This window comes from Nocardioides sp. AN3 (genome assembly GCF_054653495.1).
In genome coordinates this window covers 1-21,016 of sequence record NZ_BAAIGC010000013.1, presented here as the reverse complement: position 1 = coordinate 21,016, position 21,016 = coordinate 1, and the positions used below count along the sequence as shown (strand labels likewise).

The following is a 21,016-nucleotide window of genomic DNA, read 5'->3' as shown; positions in this document are numbered from 1 at the left end:
GTGGCTGCTCCCTCGGGTCAGCCGACCGCTCGCACCAAGGCGCGCAAGCGGGCTCTCGACCTGCTCTTCGCGGCCGAGGCACGCGGGCTGAGTGCCGTGGACATGCTCGACGAGGCGGTCGCCGACGGCGAGGGCCCGGGCAATGCCTACACCGCGACGCTGGTCCGCGGCGTGGTCGGCGAGCAGGCGCGCATCGACGAGCTGCTCTCGACCTACTCCCAGGGTTGGACCCTGGACCGCATGCCGGCGGTGGACCGCAACGTGCTGCGGCTCGGCGTGTGGGAGCTCCTGCACTCCACCGACGTGCCCGAGCACGTGGCGATCAGCGAGGCGATGCAGCTCGTCCGCGACCTGTCCACCGACGAGTCGCCCCAATTCGTCAACGGGATCCTCGGCGCCATCCAACGCGACAAGGCCCAGCTCTCCTGACCGAGCCGTGAGGCATTCCTCTCCCGCAGTCGGTTACCGGGACCTCGTCGGACACCGACCAGAGAGGGGAGCCCCCCATGGGTGAGAAGGACAAGGCTCAGAACTACGCCGAGGAGAAGGTCGGCGAGGCCAAGGAAGCCGTCGGCAAGGCCACGGACAACAAGGACCTCGAGGCTGAGGGCAAGACCGACCAGACCAAGGGCAGCCTCAAGCAGGCCGGCGAGAAGGTCAAGGACGCGTTCGACTGAGCGTCCGACGCCTGCGGAGCCACACGAGGGGCACGGTGAGAGCCGTGCCCCTCGTGGCATTTCGCCGGGAGCATCTGCTCGGGACGATCTGCTCGGGTGCATCCGCTGGGTACCGTCGGCACCATGCGTGCCATCGTCTACTCCGAGACCGGTCCCGCCTCCGTCCTGCGCCTGGTGGAGCGCGACGTGCCGGAGCCGGGTCCGGGGGAGCTGCGGGTCCGGATCGTGCGGGCCGGCGTGAACCCGACCGACTGGAAGGCGCGGGCGGGCGGGACGTATGCCGCGCTTCCCTTCGAGGAGATCACGCCGGGACAGGACGGCGCGGGCGTCGTCGACGCGGTCGGTGAGGGCGTCCTCGGGTTCGCCGTGGAGGACCGGGTCTGGGTCCTGCTCGCGCAGCACGGCCGGCCCTACGGCACGGCCGCGGAGTACGTCGTGCTGCCGGCCGAGAACGCCGTTCACCTGCCCGTCGGGGCGTCGTACGACCTCGGCGCCTCGCTCGGCGTGCCGGCCGTCACCGCTCACCGGGCGCTGACCTCCGGCGACGTCGAGCGTCTCTCGCCCGGCGTACTGGCGGGCCACACGGTCCTGGTCGCCGGCGGGGCAGGCGCCGTCGGCAACGCCGCCATCCAGCTGGCGCGCTGGGCCGGCGCCACCGTGCTCACCACGGTGAGCAGTGAGGAGAAGGCCGCTCTGGCGGTCGCGGCCGGTGCGCACCACACAGTCAACTACCGCGTCGGCGATCCGGTCGCCGAGATCAAGGCCCTCGCGCCCGACGGCGTGGACCTCGTCGTCGAGGTCGCGCCCGCGGTGAACAACGCCCTCGACCGCGAGGTGCTGCGCGTGCACGGCACGGTCGCGATCTACGCCAACAACGGCGGCGACGAGATGACGACCTCGGTGCGCGCGACGTTCTCGAAGAACCTGCGCTACCAGTACGTGCTGCTCTACACCCTCGCCCCGAAGCTGGTGCGAGCCGCCGCCGAGGACATCGCGACCGCTGTCGAGGCAGGCGCGCTGCAGGTGGGGGAGGAGGTCGGCGTGCCGCTGCACCACTACCCGCTCGAGGAGGCGGCCGCCGCGCACGACGCCGTCGAACAGGGTGCGGTTGGCAAGGTGCTCCTCGACCTGGACTAGTCTGCTGCCCGTTCCGACATCCTTTAACGACCCGTCCTGTGAGGCGGAGAAGGAGGTCCGGCGAGGCATGTCCTCTCCTGACGCATCATCGGGCGACGGCCGCGTCGTGCTCGACGCCGACGACGTCTCCCGCGCACTGACCCGCATCTCCCACGAGCTTCTCGAGAAGAACCGTGGCGCCGAGGGCCTTCTGCTGCTGGGGCTGCACACGCGGGGCGTCCCGCTCGCACGCCGCATCGCCGAGCGCATCGAGGCGGTCGAGGGCACGCCCGTGGCGGTCGGCTCGCTCGACGTGACGATGTATCGCGACGACCTGCGCAGCCACCCCACGCGCGCCCCGCACAAGACCTCGTTGCCCGCCGGCGGCCTCGACGGCAAGACCGTGGTGCTCGTCGACGACGTGCTCTACAGCGGGCGCACGATCCGGGCGGCTCTCGACGCGCTCTCCGACCTCGGGCGACCGGCGGTCGTCCGGCTCGCCGTCCTCGTAGACCGCGGCCACCGCGAGCTTCCGATCCGCGCCGACCACGTCGGCAAGAACCTGCCCACGGCGCGCAGCGAGAAGGTGCGCGTCCATCTCGCCGAGACCGACGGCCTGGACGAGGTCCGCATCACGGACGGCTCACAGCCGGAGGCCACGCGATGAAGAAGCATCTGCTCTCGATCGACGACGTGACGGCCGACGACATCGGGGCGCTCTTCGAGACCGCGGCCGAGATGCACGACGTGCAGCGCCGCGAGGTGAAGAAGCTGCCGGCGCTGCGGGGCCGGACGGTCATCAACCTGTTCTTCGAGGACTCCACCCGCACCCGGTCGTCCTTCGAGATCGCCGGCAAGTGGCTGAGCGCCGACGTCATCAACCTCTCCGCGAAGGGGTCGTCGACGTCGAAGGGCGAGTCGCTGCGCGACACCGTCCTCACGGTCACCGCGATGGGTGTCGACGGCCTTGTCATGCGTCACTCCGCCAGCGGGGCCGCCCAGCAGGTCAGCGAGTGGGTCGACGTCCCGGTCATCAACGCCGGCGACGGGACCCACGAGCACCCGACGCAGGCGCTCCTAGATGCCTATACGCTCACCCGCAGGCTCGGGTCGCTCGAGGGACGCCACGTCGCGATCGTCGGTGACCTGACCCACTCGCGCGTCTTCCGGTCCAACGTCAAGGCGCTCACCAAGCTCGGTGCGCGCGTCACGGTCGTTGCGCCGCCGACGCTGATGCCGAGCGGGATCGCCCGGTGGTCGGCCCAGGCCGGCTTCGAGACGTCGTACGACCTCGACGACGTGCTCGGCAGTGGCGACTCCGGGCCGGATGCGGTGATGATGCTCCGCGTCCAGCGGGAGCGGATGAGCGGCGGCTACTTCCCGAGCGCGAGGGAGTACACAGTCGGCTACGGTCTCACCCGCGACCGGCTCGGACGGCTCGCGCCGGGCACCCCGATCCTGCACCCCGGCCCCATGAACCGCGGCCTGGAGATCTCCGCGGACGCCGCGGACGCCGTCGACTCGGCCGTGCTCGACCAGGTGTCGGCCGGCGTCGCGGTCCGTATGGCCGTGCTCTACCACCTGCTCGCCGGAGAGGACCAGAAGTGAGCCTGTTGATCAAGGGGGCCCGGCTGCTCGGAGGCGAGGCCGCCGACGTGTACGTCGAGGACGGCGTCATCCGCGAGGTCGGGTCCCTGTCCCCGTATGCGGAGGAGACCGTCGACGCCGACGGCCTCGTCCTCCTGCCCGGCCTGGTCGACCTGCACACCCACCTGCGTGAGCCGGGACGCGAGGACGCCGAGACGGTGTCCTCGGGCTCCCGCGCCGCTGCGGCCGGCGGCTACACGTCGGTCCTCGCCATGGCGAACACCACCCCGGTCACCGACACCGCCGAGGCCGCCGAGCGAGTTCTCGACCTGGGCCGCGCGGCCGGTCTCGTCGACGTGCAGCCGGTGGGCGCCGTGACGCGCGGCCTGGCAGGCGAGGAGCTGGCGGAGCTGGGGCTCATGGCCCGCTCGCGGGCGCGGGTCCGGGTCTTCTCCGACGACGGGCGTTGCGTCGCCGACGCGCGGGTGATGCGCCGCGCGCTGGAGTACGTCAAGGCGTTCGGTGGTGTCATCAGCCAGCACAGCCAGGACCCTGCCCTCGCCCCGCACGCTGCGTGCTGTCACGAGGGCCCGCTCTCGGGCGAGCTGGGCCTGCCCGGCTGGCCGTCGATCGCCGAGGAGGTGATCGTCGCCCGGGACGTGATGCTGGCGCGGCACACCGGCTCGCGCGTCCACGTGGCGCACGTGTCGACGGCAGGCTCCGTCGAGGTCGTGCGGTGGGCCAAGGCCCAGGGGATCTCGGTGACCGCCGAGGTGACTCCCCACCACCTGCTGCTCACGACGGACCTGCTGAGCGGCTACGACCCGACGTTCAAGGTCAACCCGCCCCTGCGGCCGGCTGAGGACGTCGAGGCGCTGCGGGCTGCGCTCGCCGACGGGACGATCGATGCCGTCGCGACCGACCATGCACCGCACGCCCGGCACGACAAGGAGCACGCCTTCGTCGACGCGGCCTTCGGCATGCTCGGACTCGAGACGGCGCTGTCGGTCGTCGCCACGGTCATGGTCGAGAGCGGCCAGCTGGACTGGGCCGGCGTCGCCCGCGTCATGTCCGCCAACCCGGCTGCGATCGCCGGTCTCGAGGGCCACGGCCGTCCGGTCGTCGCCGGCGAGCCGGCCAACCTGACGTTGGTCGACCCGACCGCGTCGTACGTCGTGGACCGCGACGCCTCGCTCTCGCTGAGCCGCAACAACCCCTGGCACGGCCGGACGGTGACGGGTCGCGTGGTCGGCACCTGGTTGCGGGGAGCCCGTACGTTCGGAGGATGACCGATCTGCAGCGGTTCCACGACGCGCAGGAGGGCTCCTACGAGCAGGCACTCGCCGAGCTGAGACGCGGCCGGAAGACCAGCCACTGGATGTGGTGGATCTTCCCGCAGGTGGCCGGGCTGGGATCCTCGCCGACGTCGCAGCTCTTCGCGATCGCCGACCCGGCCGAGCCGGTCTTCCAGCAGGTGCTGGACGCGTTCTTCGACGGCGAGCGCGATCCCCGGACCGAGGCGTTCCTGGGGGAGTGACGGCGGGTCCGGCTGCCGACCTCGATGAACGGTCGGCTGCGGCGCGCTGGTAGGGTCGCTCCTCGAGTCCGACATCCTTTAAGAGGCCGTCCAGAGAGGCGGAGAAGGAGGTACGGCGTGCCGCTGCATGCCACGAGTCCGCAGGTCAAGCGCAGCGCTCTTCTCGTTCTGGAGGACGGGCGCACCTTCCGCGGCGAGTCGTTCGGGGCCGAGGGCGAGACCTTCGGCGAGGCCGTCTTCTCCACCGGCATGACCGGCTACCAGGAGACCCTGACCGACCCGTCCTACCACCGCCAGGTCGTCGTGATGACCGCCCCGCACGTCGGCAACACCGGCGTCAACGACGAGGACCCCGAGTCGCGTCGGATCTGGGTGGCCGGGTACGTCGTCCGCGACCCCGCTCGGGTCCCGAGCAACTGGCGCTCGAAGCGCACCCTCGACGACGAGCTGCGGCAGCAGGGCGTCGTCGGCATCGCGGGCGTCGACACCCGCGCGCTGACCCGCCACCTGCGCGAGCGCGGCGCGATGCGGGTCGGCATCTCCACGGTCGAGACCGACCCGGAGGCACTGCTCGCCAAGGTCCGCGCGAGCGCCGAGATGATCGGGGCCGAGCTGGCCGACGAGGTCACCACGACCGAGCCCTACGTCGTGCCGGCCCAGCCCGGACCGTGGGGCGCCGAGAAGCGGCTCACCGTCGCCGCGCTCGACCTCGGCATCAAGGAGATGACGCCGCAGCGGATGGCCGAGCGCGGCATCGAGGTGCACGTGCTCCCCGCGACGGCGACGTTGGACGACGTCCTGGCCGTCGGTGGCGAGCACGGCGGACCGGACGGGCTGTTCTACTCCAACGGCCCCGGCGACCCGGCGGCGACGACCCATCAGATCGAGCTGCTGCAGGAGGCGTTGGGCCGGGAGATCCCCTACTTCGGCATCTGCTTCGGCAACCAGCTCTTCGGTCGCGCACTGGGCTTCGGCACCTACAAGCTCAAGTACGGCCACCGCGGCATCAACCAGCCGGTCATGGACCTCACGACCCGCAAGGTCGAGGTGACGGCCCACAACCACGGCTTCGCGGTCGACGCGCCGACCGACCGGCCGACGGACACGCCGTTCGGCGTCGCCTCGGTCTCCCATGTCAACCTCAACGACGACTGCGTCGAGGGCCTCGAGCTGCGCGACAAGGACGGCGACCTGTTGGGCTTCTCGGTGCAGTACCACCCCGAGGCGGCAGCCGGACCGCACGATGCGGCGTACCTGTTCGACCGCTTCGTCCAGCTCATGACCGACCGGAAGGGTGCGTGACGCACATGCCCAAGCACACCGACATCCAGAGCGTCCTCGTCATCGGCTCCGGCCCGATCGTCATCGGCCAGGCCTGCGAGTTCGACTACTCCGGCACCCAGGCGTGTCGCGTCCTCAAGGCCGAAGGCCTGCGGGTCATCCTCGTGAACTCCAACCCGGCGACGATCATGACCGACCCGGAGTTCGCCGACGCCACCTACGTCGAGCCCATCACGCCCGAGTTCGTCGAGAAGGTCATCGCCAAGGAGCGCCCCGACGCCATCCTGCCGACCCTGGGCGGTCAGACGGCGCTCAACACCGCCACCGCTCTGCATGAGAACGGCGTGCTGGAGAAGTACGGCGTCGAGATGATCGGCGCCTCCTTCGACGCGATCCACCGCGGTGAGAACCGCGAGAAGTTCAACGCCATCGTCGCCAAGGTGGGCGGCGAGGTCGCCCGCAGCTTCGTGTGCCACACGATGGCCGAGGTCGAGAAAGCCACCGAGGCGCTCGGCTACCCGGTCGTCGTCCGCCCCTCCTTCACCATGGGCGGCCTCGGCTCCGGCATCGCCTACGACGAGACCGACCTGCACCGCATCGCTGGCGCCGGTCTGGCCGCGTCGCCGACCACCGAGGTGTTGATCGAGGAGTCGATCATCGGCTGGAAGGAGTACGAGCTGGAGGTGATGCGCGACAAGGCCGACAACGTCGTCATCATCTGCTCGATCGAGAACCTCGACCCGATGGGAGTCCACACCGGCGACTCCATCACGGTCGCTCCGGCGATGACGCTGACCGACCGCGAATACCAGCACCTGCGCGACCTCGCCATCGGCATCATCCGCGAGGTCGGCGTCGACACCGGCGGCTGCAACATCCAGTACGCCGTCAATCCCGCCGACGGTCGTGTGATCGTGATCGAGATGAACCCGCGCGTGTCCCGCTCGAGCGCGCTGGCCTCGAAGGCGACGGGCTACCCGATCGCGAAGATCGCGGCGAAGGTCGCCGTGGGCTACACGCTGGACGAGATCGCCAACGACATCACCGCCGGAGAGAATGGACGGAGCACCGCGGCCTCCTTCGAGCCGACGCTCGACTACGTCGTCGTGAAGGTCCCGCGCTTCGCGTTCGAGAAGTTCCCGACCGCCGACCCCACGCTCACGACGCACATGAAGTCCGTCGGCGAGGCGATGGCGATCGGCCGCAACTTCACCGAGGCGCTCAACAAGGCGCTGCGCTCGCTGGAGAACAAGAGCGCACCGTTCACCTGGGTCGGGGACCCGGGAGAGAAGGCGGCGCTGCTCGACCAGACGAGGGTCCCGCACGACGGTCGCCTGCAGAAGGTCATGCAGGCGATCCGCGCGGGCGCGACGCCCGAGGAGGTCTTCGACGCCACCAAGATCGACCCGTGGTTCGTCGACCAGCTGTTCCTCATCCACGAGGTCGCGACCGCCGTCGGCGACGCTCCGGAGCTCGACGCCGACACCCTGCGACTCGCCAAGCGGCACGGGCTCTCGGACGCCCAAGTGGCCCAGATCCGAGGCCTGTCCGAGGCGGACGTCCGTCAGGCCCGCTACGAGCTGGGGGTGCGGCCGGTCTACAAGACCGTCGACACCTGCGCGGCCGAGTTCGCGGCCAAGACGCCGTACCACTACTCCTCCTATGACGAGGAGACCGAGGTCGCGCCGCGCGAGAGGCCGGCGGTCCTCATCCTCGGCTCGGGGCCGAACCGCATCGGTCAGGGCATCGAGTTCGACTACTCCTGCGTGCACGCCTCCCTGGAGCTGTCCAAGGCCGGCTACGACACGGTCATGGTCAACTGCAACCCCGAGACCGTCTCGACCGACTACGACACCTCCGACCGGCTCTACTTCGAGCCGCTCACCCTCGAAGACGTGCTCGAGATCTACGAGGCCGAGAAGGCCGCCGGCCCGATCGCCGGGGTCATCGCGACCCTCGGGGGTCAGACGCCGCTCGGCCTCGCGCAGGGCCTTCAGGACGCCGGCGTTCCGATCGTCGGCACCTCGCCGGAGGCGATCGAGCTGGCCGAGGAGCGTGGCGCCTTCGGACGCGTGCTCGCCGACGCCGGCCTGATCGCGCCGAAGCACGGCACGGCCGTCTCGTTCGAGGACGCTCGCACGATCGCACACGAGATCGGCTACCCGGTCCTCGTGCGGCCGTCGTACGTCCTCGGGGGCCGCGGCATGCAGATCGTCTACGACGACACCGCCCTGCAGTCCTACATCGAGGCCGCGACCGAGATCAGCCCCGACCGGCCGGTGCTGGTCGACCGCTTCGTCGACGACGCGGTCGAGATCGACGTCGACGCGCTGTACGACGGTACGGACCTCTTCCTCGGCGGCGTCATGGAGCACATCGAGGAGGCCGGCATCCACTCCGGCGACTCCTCCTGCGCCCTGCCGCCGATCACGCTCGGTGCCGCGGAGATCGATCGCATCCGCGCGGCGACCGAGGCCATCGCGAAGGGGGTGGGCGTCCGGGGCCTCATCAACATCCAGTTCGCCCTCGGTGCCGACGTCCTCTACGTCCTCGAGGCGAACCCCCGCGCCTCCCGCACGGTCCCGTTCGTCTCGAAGGCGACCGGCACCTCCCTGGCCAAGGCCGCCTCGCGGGTCATGATGGGCGACTCGATCGCCGACCTGCGCGCCTCCGGCGTGCTGCCGGCCACCGGTGACGGTGGCACGCTGCCGGCGGATGCGCCCATCGCGGTCAAGGAGGCGGTCCTGCCGTTCAACCGCTTCCGCACCGAGGAGGGGCAGTTCGTCGACACCGTGCTTGGGCCCGAGATGAAGTCGACGGGCGAGGTCATGGGGTTCGACGCCGACTTCGGGAAGGCGTTCGCCAAGGCCCAGGCCGGCTCGTTCGGTCCGCTGCCGACGGCGGGCAAGGTGTTCGTGTCGATCGCCAACCGCGACAAGCGGACGATGATCTTCCCGGCCCGAGTGCTCGCCGACTACGGCTTCGAGATCCTCGCCACGCAGGGCACCGCCGAGGTGCTCCGGCGCAACGGCATCCCGTCGACGGTCGTCCGCAAGCACTCCGACGGGACCGGACCGAACGGCGAACCGACCACCGTCCAGCTCATCCTCGACGGCGAGGTCGATCTGATCGTCAACACCCCGAACGGATCCGCCAGCGGCGCTCGCGCCGACGGCTACGAGATCCGGTCGGCCGCGGTGCTGTCCGGGACCCCGTGCATCACCACGGTGCAGGGCCTCGCCGCCGCGGTCCAGGGCATCGCGGCGCTGCGTCAGGGTGACATCGATGTCCGGTCGCTGCAGGAGTGGTCGGCCCTCGTGCCGGTCGAGACGGTCTGATGGGTCGCTCCTACCGGCTGCTCTTCGACCACGTCCTCACCCGCACCGACCCCGAGGAGGCGCACCACAGCGCCTTCCGCGCGATCAGGGCGGCGCAGCCCCTGCTCGGGCGGTTGGCGGGCGTCGGTGAGCCCGTCGAGGCGCTCGGGCTGAGGTTCGGCAACCGGCTCGGGCTGGCGGCCGGGTTCGACAAGAACGCGGTCGGCATCGACGCCCTCGCGGGCCTCGGCTTCGGGCACGTCGAGATCGGCACGGTCACCGGGGAGGCCCAGCCCGGGAACCCGAGGCCACGCCTGTTCCGCCTGCGCTCGGACCACGCCGTGATCAACCGGATGGGGTTCAACAACGACGGCGCGGAGGTCGTCGCGCACCGCCTGAAGGCGCGGCTGGACCGGCGTCGCTCGGGCGCCCTCGGCCCCGTCCTCGGCGTCAACATCGGCAAGACGAAGGTCGTCCCCGAGGACGACCAGGCGGCCGTGGAGGCCGACTACGGCAAGTCGACGCGTCTGCTGGCGCCGTACGCCGACTATCTCGTCGTCAACGTCAGCTCACCGAACACGCCCGGACTGCGCTCCCTGCAGGCGGTCGAGAAGCTCGGGCCGCTGCTCCAGCACGTCCGGACCACCGCCGACGGCGTGACCGACCGCCGTGTGCCCCTGCTAGTGAAGATCGCTCCGGACCTGGCCGACGAGGACGTGCTCGCGGTCGCCGAGCTGGCGCTCGAGCTCGGGCTCGACGGCATCATCGCCACCAACACGACGATCTCGCGCGACGGGCTGCGCAGCCACCCGAGCGAGATCGGGCAGGTCGGGGCCGGAGGTCTCTCGGGCCGACCGCTGCGCGGCCGGGCGACGGACGTCATGCGCCTGCTGCGCGGACGCGTCGGCGACCGGCTGACCCTCATCGGCGTCGGCGGCATCACCACGGTCGACGACGCGCGCGAGCGGATCGCGGCAGGTGCGGACCTGGTGCAGGGCTACACGGCGTTCATCTACGAGGGGCCGCTGTGGCCGCGACGGATCGCGAAGGGGATCGCATGACGAGCTTCGGGGGGCGGCTTGCTGCGGCAGTCGGTGAGCGCGGGCCGCTGTGCGCCGGCATCGATCCGCACGCCTCACTGCTGGCCGAGTGGGGGCTCGAGGACACGGTCGAGGGCCTGGAGACCTTCGCGTTCACGGCCGTGGAGGGGCTGGCGCCGCACGTCTCGGTGATCAAGCCGCAAAGTGCCTTCTACGAGCGGTTCGGCTCGGCGGGGGTGGCGGTGCTCGAGCGTGTCATCGCGGAGTCGCGAGCCCTCGGCGCGCTGGTCCTGCTCGACGTCAAGCGAGGCGACATCGGCTCGACCTCTCAGGCGTACGCCGATGCCTATCTCGACCCCGCCTCGCCCCTGGCTGCGGATGCGATCACGGTGTCGCCATACCTCGGCTTCGGGTCGCTCGACCCCTTCGTCGACACGGCGCGCCGCTTCGACGCCGGCCTCTTCGTGCTGGGTCTCACCTCGAACAAGGAGGGTCCGGAGGTGCAGTCGGCCACCGTGGACACCGGGGAGACCGTGGCCGGTCGGATGTTCGATCATCTGCGTCGGCTCAACGACGGCGCGGCGCCGCTCGGCTCCTTCGGCGCGGTGGTGGGTGCCACGATCGGCTCCGCTGTCGAGGACCTCGGGTTCAACGGGCCGATCCTCGCGCCCGGGTTCGGGGAGCAGGGAGGCACGGCGGCCGACATCCGCCGCCTCTTCGGCTCGCTGACAGTCCTGCCGTCCTCGTCGCGCGGCCTGTTACGCGCCGGGCCCTCTGTCGACGCCCTACGTGACGCGGCTCTGCGGACCAACGACGAGCTGCGGGGCTGAGCGGGCGCCTGGCCCCGTCCACGTCTCTGCTTGGATGGCCGGCGTGCGACTCCTGCTCGGCGGCCTGGCGACGGCCCTCGTCCTCGCCGGCCTGACCGCTTGCAGCGCCGACAAGACCGCCAGCTACTGCGATGCGGTGAAGAGCCACCGCGACGCGCTGAGCAAGACACTCGACGCCGGCGGCCGGCAGGCGCTGTTGCAGGCCCTGCCGACGTTCGAGGCGCTGCGGGACAAGGCGCCGAGCGACATCTATGACGACTGGACGGTCGTGACCACTGCTCTGGCTCACCTCCAGGCCGCGCTGAAGGCGGCGGGCGTCGACCCGGCGACGTACGACGCCGCGGAGCCCCCGGCCGGGCTGGCCAAGGGCGCGCAGGACAGGATCGTCGCGGCCGCCACCGAGGTGGGCGCGGCACGCACCCGGGCTGCCCTCGCCGCCGTCGACCAGCAGGCCCGCGACGTCTGCCACGCTCCGCTCACCCTCTAGGGGATCCCTGCGTTGCCGCCTCCGGAGGCGGCGGCTATGTTGACCCGGAGTCGGCCGCAGCACGACGCGCCTCGAGGCTGAGGATCGGCTCCGAGCTCGATGCTGAGCTCGACCCTGTCCGCTCCGACCTCCGAAGGACCACGCACGTGGCTCTGCCCCCGCTCACGCCCGAACAGCGCCAGGCCGCCCTCGACAAGGCGGCCGCCTCCCGACGGGAGCGGGCCGAGGTGAAGAACCGGATCAAGAACTCGGGCGGCTCGGTGCTCGAGGTGATCGAGCAGGGTCAGACCAACGAGGTCATCGGCAAGATGAAGGTGCTCGACCTGCTTCAGGCCGTGCCCGGCGTGGGCAAGGTCCGCGCGCGCCAGATGATGGAGCGTCTCAACATCGCGGAGAGCCGTCGGGTCCGCGGGCTCGGCTTCAAGCAGATCGAGGCGCTGACTGAGGAGTTCGCCCGGCGTGGCTGACGCGCCCCCGGCGACTCGACCGTCTCGCCTGGTCGTGCTGGCCGGCCCCACGGCCGTGGGCAAGGGGACCGTCGCTGCCGCGGTGCGGGAGTCGCACCCGGAGGTGTGGTACTCCGTCTCCGCCACCACACGCCGACCACGTCCGGGCGAGGTGCACGGCGTGCACTACTGGTTCGTCTCCGACCAGGAGTTCGACCGCATGATCGCCGCCGGCGAGCTGCTGGAGTGGGCGACGGTGCACCAGGTCGCTCGCTACGGCACGCCGCGCGCCCCCGTCGAGGAGGCGCTCGCAGCCGGCCGACCGGCCCTCCTCGAGATCGACCTCCAGGGCGCGCGCCAGGTGCGGCAGACGATGCCCGGCGCCCTGTTCGTCTTCCTGTCGCCGCCCTCCTGGGAGGAGCTCGTGCGCAGGCTCGTAGGGCGCGGCACCGAGAGCGAGGAGGAGCGCGAGCGGCGGCTGGCCACGGCGCGGGTCGAGCTGGAGGCCGAGCGTGAGTTCGACGTCACCATCGTCAATCGCGAAGTTCACGCTGCAGCGGAGGAGTTGGTAACCTTGATGACGCTCGGCGCACCAGGTGTGCATGAGCCCATCGAACCCCGACAGTGAGGCAAGAACGCGTGGCTGCCCCCGAGATCGACGCCCAGGGCGTGACCAACCCCTCGATCGACGACCTGCTGAGCAAGACCGACAGCAAGTATCGACTGGTGCTCTACGGAGCCAAGCGCGCCCGTCAGATCAACGCCTACTACTCCCAGCTGGGAGAGGGACTTCTGGAGTACGTCGGGCCGCTCGTCGAGACGCACGTGCAGGAGAAGCCGCTCTCCATCGCGCTGCGCGAGATCAACGAGGACCTGCTCACCTGCGAGGAGGTCGACCCCGCGGAGCTCGCCGCCGAGGAGGCCGCCCAGCGAGCTGCGACCGCGACGGACCCGTTCGCGGTCGGCGAGTGACGACTGACAGCACCGACAGTGCCGCTCCCCACGCCGGGGAGCGGCACTCCGTCGTTTCAAGCCAGGTCGCCTCCGGCTCGACCTCGGCTCGACCTCGGGTCGTGCTCGGGGTCGCCGGCGGCATCGCGGCCTACAAGTCCGCTGAGCTGCTGCGCAGGTTCACCGAGTCCGGGCACGACGTGACCGTCGTGCCGACCGCGTCGGCGCTGGAGTTCGTGGGTGCTCCGACGTGGGCCGCGCTCTCCGGGAAGGAGATCGCGACCGGGGTCTTCGAGAGCATCACCGAGGTGCCACACGTGCGGCTCGGTCAGCAGGCCGACCTCGTCGTCGTCGCACCGGCGACGGCCAACACGCTCGCGCGCGCGGCCCACGGACTGGCCGACGACCTGCTCACCAACGTGCTGCTCACGGCGCAGTGTCCGGTCGTGTTCGCGCCGGCGATGCACACCGAGATGTGGGAGCACCCGGCGACACGCGACAACGTCGCGACTCTGCGCCAGCGAGGCGCGTTCGTCATCGAGCCGGCTGAGGGCCGGCTGACGGGGAAGGACACCGGCAAGGGCCGGCTGCCCGACCCTGAGGAGATCTTCGCCGTGTGCACCGAGATCCTCGCCCGAGGCGCCGTGACGCCCGACCTGGTCGGACGGCGGGTCGTGGTCAGCGCCGGCGGCACGCGGGAGTATCTCGACCCCGTCCGGTTCCTCGGCAACCGCTCCAGCGGGCTCCAGGGCTACGCGCTCGCGCGCGCGGCCGCCGCCCGCGGTGCCGAGGTGGTTCTCATCGCGGCCAACGTGAGCCTTCCGGACCCCGCGGGGGTCAAGGTGGTCCGCGTCGAGACGACCGCTCAGCTGCGCGACGAGGTCGTGTCGGCCGCGCCCGGGGCCGACGCCGTGGTCATGGCGGCTGCGCCCGCCGACTTCCGGCCCACCGCGGTCAGCGACGCCAAGATCAAGAAGGCGGCCGACGGCTCGGCGCCGACGATCGAGCTCACTCAGAACGCCGACATCCTGCACGAGATCAGCCACCACCGCTCACGGCCCGAGAGCGTCATCGTCGGGTTCGCGGCGGAGACCGGCGACCACACGGGCAGCGTCTTGGAGCTGGCGCGGGCGAAGCTCGCCCGCAAGGGCTGCGACCTCCTGGTCGTCAACGACGTCAGTGGGGGAGCGGTGTTCGGCAGCCCCGACAACGAGGCCGTCATCCTCGCCGCGGACGGTGCGTCCGTCGAGGTGCCGTCGGGCTCCAAAGGCGCTCTGGCCCACGTCATCTGGGACCAGGTCGTTGCCCGAATGTCGACCTGATCGTGTGACAATGAGACGCCGGTCCGTACGGTGGACGGCGTCGTTACCGTTAGACCACAAGAACGCCAGCAGAAACGGGAGAGATCCATCGTGACCGGACGTCTGTTCACCTCTGAGTCGGTGACCGAAGGGCACCCCGACAAGATCGCCGACCAGATCAGCGACACCGTGCTCGACTACCTCCTCGAGCACGACCCGAAGAGCCGCGTCGCGGTCGAGACCCTGCTGACCACCGGCCTCGTCGTCGTGGCCGGCGAGGTCACCACCGACGCCTACGCGCCGGTGGCGCAGCTGGTGCGCCAGAAGGTGCTCGAGATCGGCTACGACTCCTCCGACAAGGGCTTCGACGGCAACTCCTGCGGTGTGCAGGTCGCCATCGGCGCTCAGTCGGCCGACATCGCCCAGGGCGTCGACGACGCCTTCGAGGAGCGCGTCGACCACTCCGGCGACGAGCTCGACAGGCAGGGCGCCGGCGACCAGGGCCTCATGTTCGGCTACGCCTGCGACGACACCCCGGAGCTCTTCCCGCTGCCGATCAAGATCGCCCAGACGCTCGCGGAGCGGCTGACCGAGGTCCGCAAGAACGGCACGCTGCCCTACCTGCGTCCCGACGGCAAGACCCAGGTCACCATCGAGTACGACGAGGAGAACCGCCCCGTACGCATCGACGCGGTCGTGCTCTCGACGCAGCACGCCGAGGACGTCGACCTCGAGGCGACCCTGGCTCCCGACATCAAGAAGCACGTCATCGAGCCGGTGCTGGAGTCCTTCAAGGACAGCGTGCCCTCGGACGGCCTCAAGCTCTACATCAACCCGACCGGTCGCTTCGTCATCGGGGGCCCGATGGGTGACGCCGGTCTGACCGGCCGCAAGATCATCGTCGACACCTACGGCGGCATGGCCCGCCACGGCGGGGGCGCCTTCTCCGGCAAGGACCCGTCGAAGGTCGACCGCTCGGCGGCGTACGCGATGCGCTGGGTGGCCAAGAACATCGTCGCCGCGGGCCTCGCCCGCCGCGCCGAGGTCCAGGTCGCCTACGCGATCGGCAAGGCCGCCCCCGTGGGCGTCTACGTCGAGACGTTCGGCACCGAGACCGCTCCGGTGGAGAAGATCCGCAAGGCCGTGCTCGAGGTCTTCGACCTGCGCCCGGCCGCGATCATCCGCGACCTCGACCTGCTGCGCCCGATCTACGCCAAGACGGCGGCGTACGGCCACTTCGGTCGCGAGCTTCCCGAGTTCACCTGGGAGAGGACCGATCGCGCCGAAGCGCTGCGGACTGCTGTCGGTCTGTGAAATCCTGAGAGGGCCGGGTGGGTGACCACCCGGCCTTCTGCTGTCTTCAGGCCCTGGGCAGCGTTGCGACGCTCCTAGGAGGACGCTCAGGATGGCTCGGCGCAAGTCGATGATGGTGGTGGCGGCGCTCGTCGCCTCGAGCGGGCTGATCGCCCCGGTCGCGGCGCAGGCCAGCGCCGGCCGCGCAGGCTCCGGAGTGAGCGCGCTGCGTGACGATGCCTCGTCCACGCTGACGACGATGCGCGGCGATGGGGGACTGCGGTTCGCCGGCGTGGGGGCCGGCGCGAGGATCGACAACCCGGACGTCGGCCGCGGCACCGGTGTCGAGGCCGCAGCACGGGCCCATCTCAAGCGCTACGGCGGCGCCTTCGGTGCGGACCGCCCCGGCACCACGCTTCATCTCGCACAGACGTCGCACACCGTCAGCGGCCAGGACGTCGTCCGGTTCCAGCAGCGTGTGGACGATGTGCCGGTCCTCGGCGGCCAGGTCGTCCTCTCTCTGCGCTCTGACCGTGAGTTGGCCTCGGTCGGCTCGACGCTCAGCCCGGCCGAGAGCGTCGCCGTTCCTCACGTGACTCAGGCCCAGGCCACCGCTGCGGCCCGGGCGCTCGTCGGGCGCTCGGAGCGGTCCGCGGATCTGCAGGTCTCGTCCGAGGGTCGGTGGGTCTTCGACCCGTCGGTCTTCGGTCAGCCCGCGCCTGACGGCGTGCGGACGGGATGGCGCCTCGAGGTCACAGATGGAGCCGCCGTACGTCGCCTCGTCCTCATCGACGACCAGTCCGGCGCGCCGATCCTCAACCTCGACGAGAACGAGGGGGTGGACCGGGTCGTGTGCGACAACGCCAACGTCCCGCAGGGCGTCGATGTTCCTTGTGCGTCGGGCTTCGCGCGGACGGAGGGGTCCGGCCCCTCCACTGGCGACGTGGAGAGCGCGTTCCAGCTCTCCGGCGCGGTGGCGGACTTCTACTCACAGGTGGCGGGTCTCGACCTGACGGACCTGCTCGGCGTTTCGACTGCAGACGGCAAGAAGCTCGCTTCCACGGTGAACTGGTGCTACACCGGGGACACCTGTCCGATGGACAACGCGTTCTGGGACGGCACCCAGATGTACTACGGCGCCGGGTACGCCGGCGCCGACGACGTGGTCGGCCACGAGATGACCCACGGTGTCATCGACCACTTCTCTCAGCTCTTCTACTTCGGGCAGTCCGGCGCCATCAACGAGTCGCTGGCCGACATCATGGGCGAGATCGTCGACCACCGGAATGTGTCGCCAGGCGACGCTCCGGACGACTGGTCGCTGGGGGAGGACCTCCCGGGCGGTGCGCTGCGAAGCATGTCGGACCCCACCGCGTTCAACCAGCCCGACCGGATGACCAGCTCCTTCTACACCAACGATGTCGCCGATGGCTACGGCGACAACGGTGGGGTTCACACCGACAGTGGCGTCGGCAACAAGACGGCGTACCTCATCTCGCAGGGCGGCTCGTTCAACGGCCAGACGATCACGGGCATCGACGCCGGCGACCCGGAGCTCACGAAGACCGCCACGCTCTACGCCGACGTCCTTGAGAAGCTGAACTCCGGCAGCGACTACGCCGACCTGGCCGCGCGGCTGGACCAGAGCTGTCAGGACCTGGTGACTGCCGGAACCGCCGGATTCACGAGCGACGACTGCGCGGGCGTGCACGCGGCCACCCTGGCCACGGAGCTGCGCACGACGCCGACGTTCGCCTCTCAGCCAGACGATGCTTCGGCGAACAGCTGTCCGGTCGGAACCCAGCAGGTCGTGATGTTCGACAGCGAGAGTGGGAACCGCGGCGCCAAGTTCACTCTTGGCAACAACTGGTCTGACACCGAGTCGCCCTACTACGGCAGCAACGCGACGTCAGACGTGTTGTCATGGTCCAACACGCGCAACTGGAGCGCGGCGGCGACCGCTCCAGCGTCTTCGTCGCTGACGTTTGCAAGCGCGGTGAACCTGCCCGCAGGCCAGCCGTCGTACCTGTGGTTTCAGGGGTGGTACCTGCTCGACTATGACAATTCCGGGTTCTATGACGCCGGCACCGTCGAAGTCAACGGGACGGACGCCGCGACGCTGGCGCCGGTGAACGGACAGCCCGCTTGGATCAACGGCCCCACGAATCGGATCTCCAACCTGTACGGCAATCCTGCCGGCGGGCGGCTGGGCTTCGGTGGCGACAGTCACGGCTGGATCGCCAGTCAGCTGGACCTGTCGAGCTTCGCCGGCCACTCCGTCAGGCCGAGGTTCACCCTGAACAACGACAACTCCTACTCGTTTCCGGGCTGGTTCCTCGACGACATCAGGGTCTACACCTGCTCGACCAGCATGGTCTCCACCACGGCGCCGGTCATCAACGGCCCGGTTCGAGTCGGCTCTCGGCTGACCGCGACCTCCGGAGGCTGGCTGCCGGCCCCTGACGGGCTCAGCTATCAGTGGTTGAAGGACGGAGGCCCGATCTCCGGTGCGGTCACCACGAGCTACACGCCATCCGTTGCGGACGTCGGTCATCGGCTCTCGGTGCGGGTGACCGCCAGTGGATCCGGTCTGTCGTCAGCAGCGAGGACCAGCTCTGCGGCCACGGTCGCACCCGGTGCGATCGTCGCTCCACGGCCTCGGGTGACCGGCACGGCGAAGGTCCGCAAGCTCCTGACGGCAGTCCCGGGGACCTGGAGGCCCTCCGGAGTCACGCTGTCGTACCAGTGGCTGCGGTCCGGCAAGGTGATCAGGGGCGCCACCAAGGCGACGTACAAGCTGACGAAGGCCGACCGCGGCAAGGCGATCGCGGTGCGGGTGACCGGGCACAAGGTCGGCTACAGCACCACGTCGGTGACGTCGGCGCGCACACCCAAGGTGAAGTAACGATCCCGGCGAAGAGCGCCGACTCGGCCCTGTGGAGTGCGGGGAGGTGCCGAGTCGGCGCTGTCCGGAGGCGCTGGTAGAACTGCGCCCATGACCCCCGACGAGCCACCGGCACTCGAGCTGCCGGGTCTCGTCCGCGACAAGGTGGCCGAGGGTCGGGCCAAGGCGAGGGCGACGCGGGAGCGCAAGCAGGCCGAGGCGCAGATCGCCGACCAGTCGCCCGTCGCGCAGCTGTTGCTGGATCTGCAGCCGGCGCACCTGGATCGCACCTTCGACTACGCCGTGCCCGTGAGCATGGCCGAGACGGCGGTGCCGGGGGTCCGGGTGAAGGTGCGGTTCGCCGGGCAGGACGTCGACGGCTTCGTGCTTGCTCGCACCCAGGCGTCGGAGCACGAGGGTCGGCTCACGCCGCTCAGGCGGGTGGTCAGCCCGGAGCCTGTGCTCAGTCCGGCCATCGCGGAGCTCGCGGCTGGCCTGGCGAGCCGCTACGCAGGCACCCGGTCGGACGTGCTCCGCCTGGCGATCCCGTCGCGGCACGCAGCGGCCGAGAAGGAGGCGTCGCGCGCCCCGGGTGCCGCGACGGCGTTTGACCCGTCGGCGGCCATCGCGGCATGGGCGGGCCACGAGCCGGGCGAGGCCTTCCTGCGGCACCTCGCGTCGGGAGGGTCGCCCCGCGGGGCGTGGCACGCCGCCGCCGGCACCGACTGGCCACTGTTGCTGGCACACGCGGTGGCGGCGGTGCGCGCGAGCGATCGTGGCGCCGTGGTGTGCGTCCCCGATGGCAAGGACGTCGCGCGCCTCTCGGCAGCGCTCGACGCGGTGCTCGGGGAGGGACAGCACGTCACGCTGACGGCCGACAGCGGACCGGCCGCGCGCTACCGGGCCTTTCTGGCCGTCCGACGCGGCACGGTCCGTGTGGCGGTCGGCACCCGCGCAGCCGCGTTCGCGCCGGTGCAGGACCTGGGACTCGTCGCGGTCTGGGACGACGGCGACGACCTGCTTGCCGAGCCGCGGGCGCCGTACCCGCATGTTCGCGAGACCCTCCTTCTCCGTGCCGAGCAGGAAGGCGCCGGAGCACTCGTCGGGGGCTTCGCTCGCACTGTCGAGGCCGACCAGCTGCTGCGCTCCGGATGGGCCCAGGAGATCGCCCCGATGCGCGCCTTGGCGCGTGAGCGTGTGCGCGTCAGCATCACGGGGGCGAGCGACATCGAGCTCGACAGGGACCCGCTCGCGCGGGTCTCCCGGGTGCCGCGGGAGGTCTACGAGACCGTGCGGGCCGCCCTCGACGAAGGTCCTGTGCTTGTGCAGACACCCCGGCGGGGCTATGCGGCCGCGCTCGCCTGTGAGCGGTGTCGGACGCCCGCGCGCTGCGCCGTCTGCAGTGGTCCGCTGCGGCTCACCGGCGCCACGACACCTCCGGCTTGCGGTTGGTGCGCCGCCGAGGCGTCGCACTGGGCGTGTCCGTTGTGCGAGCACCGCGGTCTGCGAGCGCCGGTGCTGGGCCACGCCCGCACGGCCGAGGAGCTCGGACGAGCCTTTCCGGGGATCCGGGTCGTCACCTCCGGCGGTGAACGCGTGCTCTCGTCGGCCCCCGCCGGACGAGTCATCGTCGTGGCGACGCCCGGGGCCGAGCCTGTCGCCGCGCCGGGCTACGCCGCCGTCGTGCTTCTCGACACGTGGCTGCTGCTGGGTCGGCCCGACCTGCGCACCGACGAGGAGGCGCTGCGTCGCTGGAGCAACGCGGTCGCTCTGGTCGCCCCCGGTGGCCGTGCGGTCGCCGTCGGGGATCCAGCCCATCCCGCACTGCAGGCGCTTGTCCGGTGGGACCAGCGAGGGTTCGCCCGGCGCGAGGCCGCCCAGCGCGCAGAGGCACATCTGCCGCCCGCCGCGCGGCTCGCCACGCTCAGCGGCGACCCTGGAGCCCTCGACGATGCGCTGACCCTTCTCACGGCCCCTGCCGGCGCCGAAGTCCTCGGGCCGGTGCCGACAGGCGAGGAGCAGTGGCGGGTCGTCGTCCGTGTCCCGCGCGCCGAAGGGGCCGCCCTCTCCAGCGCACTCCTCGAGCTCCAGCGTGTGCGTGCCGCCCGCAAGCTCGACCCTGTGCGGGTGCAGGTCGATCCGGTCAGCCTGTGAGACACGTTGCTAGCGACATGGTCCGTGCATCCGCGGGGCACGCGAGCCTCATTCGTCGAGCGGATCCCAGCCCGACTGCCCATCGTCGGAGAGTGGTCCGTCGGTCTTGATGAGG

At 70.8% G+C, this 21,016-nt stretch carries 19 protein-coding genes; all 19 read left to right on the top strand.

Features of this window, described 5'->3' with window-relative positions; genetic code table 11:
* Positions 1 to 429 carry a transcription antitermination factor NusB gene (gene nusB, locus ACYQ1K_RS15390; RefSeq protein WP_459983993.1) on the top strand — a complete coding sequence of 143 codons (429 nt, stop codon included), beginning with the start codon at positions 1 to 3 and terminating at the stop codon, positions 427 to 429.
* A 77-nt stretch (positions 430 to 506) separates the two neighbouring features.
* Positions 507 to 677 carry a CsbD family protein gene (locus ACYQ1K_RS15385; protein WP_459983992.1) on the top strand — a complete coding sequence of 57 codons (171 nt, stop codon included), beginning with the start codon at positions 507 to 509 and terminating at the stop codon, positions 675 to 677.
* Positions 678 to 800: 123 nt separating this feature from the next.
* The gene (locus ACYQ1K_RS15380) at positions 801 to 1,814 is read left to right on the top strand and encodes an NADPH:quinone reductase (protein WP_459983991.1); all 1,014 of its coding nucleotides are present in this window, start codon (positions 801 to 803) and stop codon (positions 1,812 to 1,814) included.
* Positions 1,815 to 1,881: 67 nt separating this feature from the next.
* Entirely contained in the window at positions 1,882 to 2,460 is a 579-nt protein-coding gene (gene pyrR, locus ACYQ1K_RS15375) for a bifunctional pyr operon transcriptional regulator/uracil phosphoribosyltransferase PyrR (RefSeq protein WP_459983990.1), read from the top strand.
* Positions 2,457 to 3,401 carry an aspartate carbamoyltransferase catalytic subunit gene (locus ACYQ1K_RS15370; RefSeq protein WP_459983989.1) on the top strand — a complete coding sequence of 315 codons (945 nt, stop codon included), beginning with the start codon at positions 2,457 to 2,459 and terminating at the stop codon, positions 3,399 to 3,401. Before pyrR ends, ACYQ1K_RS15370 begins: the two co-directional genes overlap by 4 nt.
* On the top strand, positions 3,398 to 4,669 hold the full coding sequence (locus ACYQ1K_RS15365; protein ID WP_459983988.1) for a dihydroorotase: 1,272 nt from the start codon (positions 3,398 to 3,400) through the stop codon (positions 4,667 to 4,669). The genes ACYQ1K_RS15370 and ACYQ1K_RS15365 overlap by 4 nt, the downstream gene beginning before the upstream one ends.
* A complete protein-coding gene (locus ACYQ1K_RS15360; RefSeq protein ID WP_459983987.1) occupies positions 4,666 to 4,917 on the top strand; it encodes a DUF1810 family protein in 252 nt (83 codons plus the stop codon). Before ACYQ1K_RS15365 ends, ACYQ1K_RS15360 begins: the two co-directional genes overlap by 4 nt.
* Positions 4,918 to 5,034: 117 nt before the next feature.
* Positions 5,035 to 6,219 (top strand): glutamine-hydrolyzing carbamoyl-phosphate synthase small subunit, encoded by a 1,185-nt coding sequence (gene carA, locus ACYQ1K_RS15355; RefSeq protein WP_459983986.1) that lies wholly within the window; start codon positions 5,035 to 5,037, stop codon positions 6,217 to 6,219.
* A gap of 5 nt (positions 6,220 to 6,224) precedes the next feature.
* Entirely contained in the window at positions 6,225 to 9,536 is a 3,312-nt protein-coding gene (gene carB / locus ACYQ1K_RS15350; RefSeq protein WP_459983985.1) for a carbamoyl-phosphate synthase large subunit, read from the top strand.
* A complete protein-coding gene (locus tag ACYQ1K_RS15345) occupies positions 9,536 to 10,576 on the top strand; it encodes a quinone-dependent dihydroorotate dehydrogenase (RefSeq protein ID WP_459983984.1) in 1,041 nt (346 codons plus the stop codon). Before carB ends, ACYQ1K_RS15345 begins: the two co-directional genes overlap by 1 nt.
* Positions 10,573 to 11,385, top strand: coding sequence for an orotidine-5'-phosphate decarboxylase (gene pyrF, locus ACYQ1K_RS15340; RefSeq protein WP_459983983.1), 813 nt, complete (start codon positions 10,573 to 10,575; stop codon positions 11,383 to 11,385). Before ACYQ1K_RS15345 ends, pyrF begins: the two co-directional genes overlap by 4 nt.
* A 43-nt stretch (positions 11,386 to 11,428) precedes the next feature.
* Positions 11,429 to 11,872 carry a hypothetical protein gene (locus ACYQ1K_RS15335; protein ID WP_459983982.1) on the top strand — a complete coding sequence of 148 codons (444 nt, stop codon included), beginning with the start codon at positions 11,429 to 11,431 and terminating at the stop codon, positions 11,870 to 11,872.
* Between the two features lie 146 nt (positions 11,873 to 12,018).
* The gene (mihF, locus tag ACYQ1K_RS15330; RefSeq protein ID WP_459983981.1) at positions 12,019 to 12,339 is read left to right on the top strand and encodes an integration host factor, actinobacterial type; all 321 of its coding nucleotides are present in this window, start codon (positions 12,019 to 12,021) and stop codon (positions 12,337 to 12,339) included.
* Positions 12,332 to 12,946, top strand: coding sequence for a guanylate kinase (gmk, locus tag ACYQ1K_RS15325; protein WP_459983980.1), 615 nt, complete (start codon positions 12,332 to 12,334; stop codon positions 12,944 to 12,946). Before mihF ends, gmk begins: the two co-directional genes overlap by 8 nt.
* 11 nt (positions 12,947 to 12,957) lie before the next feature.
* Positions 12,958 to 13,290 (top strand): DNA-directed RNA polymerase subunit omega, encoded by a 333-nt coding sequence (gene rpoZ, locus ACYQ1K_RS15320; protein WP_459983979.1) that lies wholly within the window; start codon positions 12,958 to 12,960, stop codon positions 13,288 to 13,290.
* A gap of 101 nt (positions 13,291 to 13,391) precedes the next feature.
* On the top strand, positions 13,392 to 14,591 hold the full coding sequence (coaBC, locus tag ACYQ1K_RS15315) for a bifunctional phosphopantothenoylcysteine decarboxylase/phosphopantothenate--cysteine ligase CoaBC (protein WP_459984107.1): 1,200 nt from the start codon (positions 13,392 to 13,394) through the stop codon (positions 14,589 to 14,591).
* Positions 14,592 to 14,681: 90 nt separating this feature from the next.
* Positions 14,682 to 15,884 carry a methionine adenosyltransferase gene (gene metK / locus ACYQ1K_RS15310; protein ID WP_459983978.1) on the top strand — a complete coding sequence of 401 codons (1,203 nt, stop codon included), beginning with the start codon at positions 14,682 to 14,684 and terminating at the stop codon, positions 15,882 to 15,884.
* A 91-nt stretch (positions 15,885 to 15,975) separates the two neighbouring features.
* On the top strand, positions 15,976 to 18,768 hold the full coding sequence (locus tag ACYQ1K_RS15305; RefSeq protein WP_459983977.1) for a M4 family metallopeptidase: 2,793 nt from the start codon (positions 15,976 to 15,978) through the stop codon (positions 18,766 to 18,768).
* A gap of 90 nt (positions 18,769 to 18,858) precedes the next feature.
* On the top strand, positions 18,859 to 20,901 hold the full coding sequence (locus ACYQ1K_RS15300; RefSeq protein ID WP_459983976.1) for a primosomal protein N': 2,043 nt from the start codon (positions 18,859 to 18,861) through the stop codon (positions 20,899 to 20,901).
* Positions 20,902 to 21,016 lie beyond the last annotated feature (115 nt).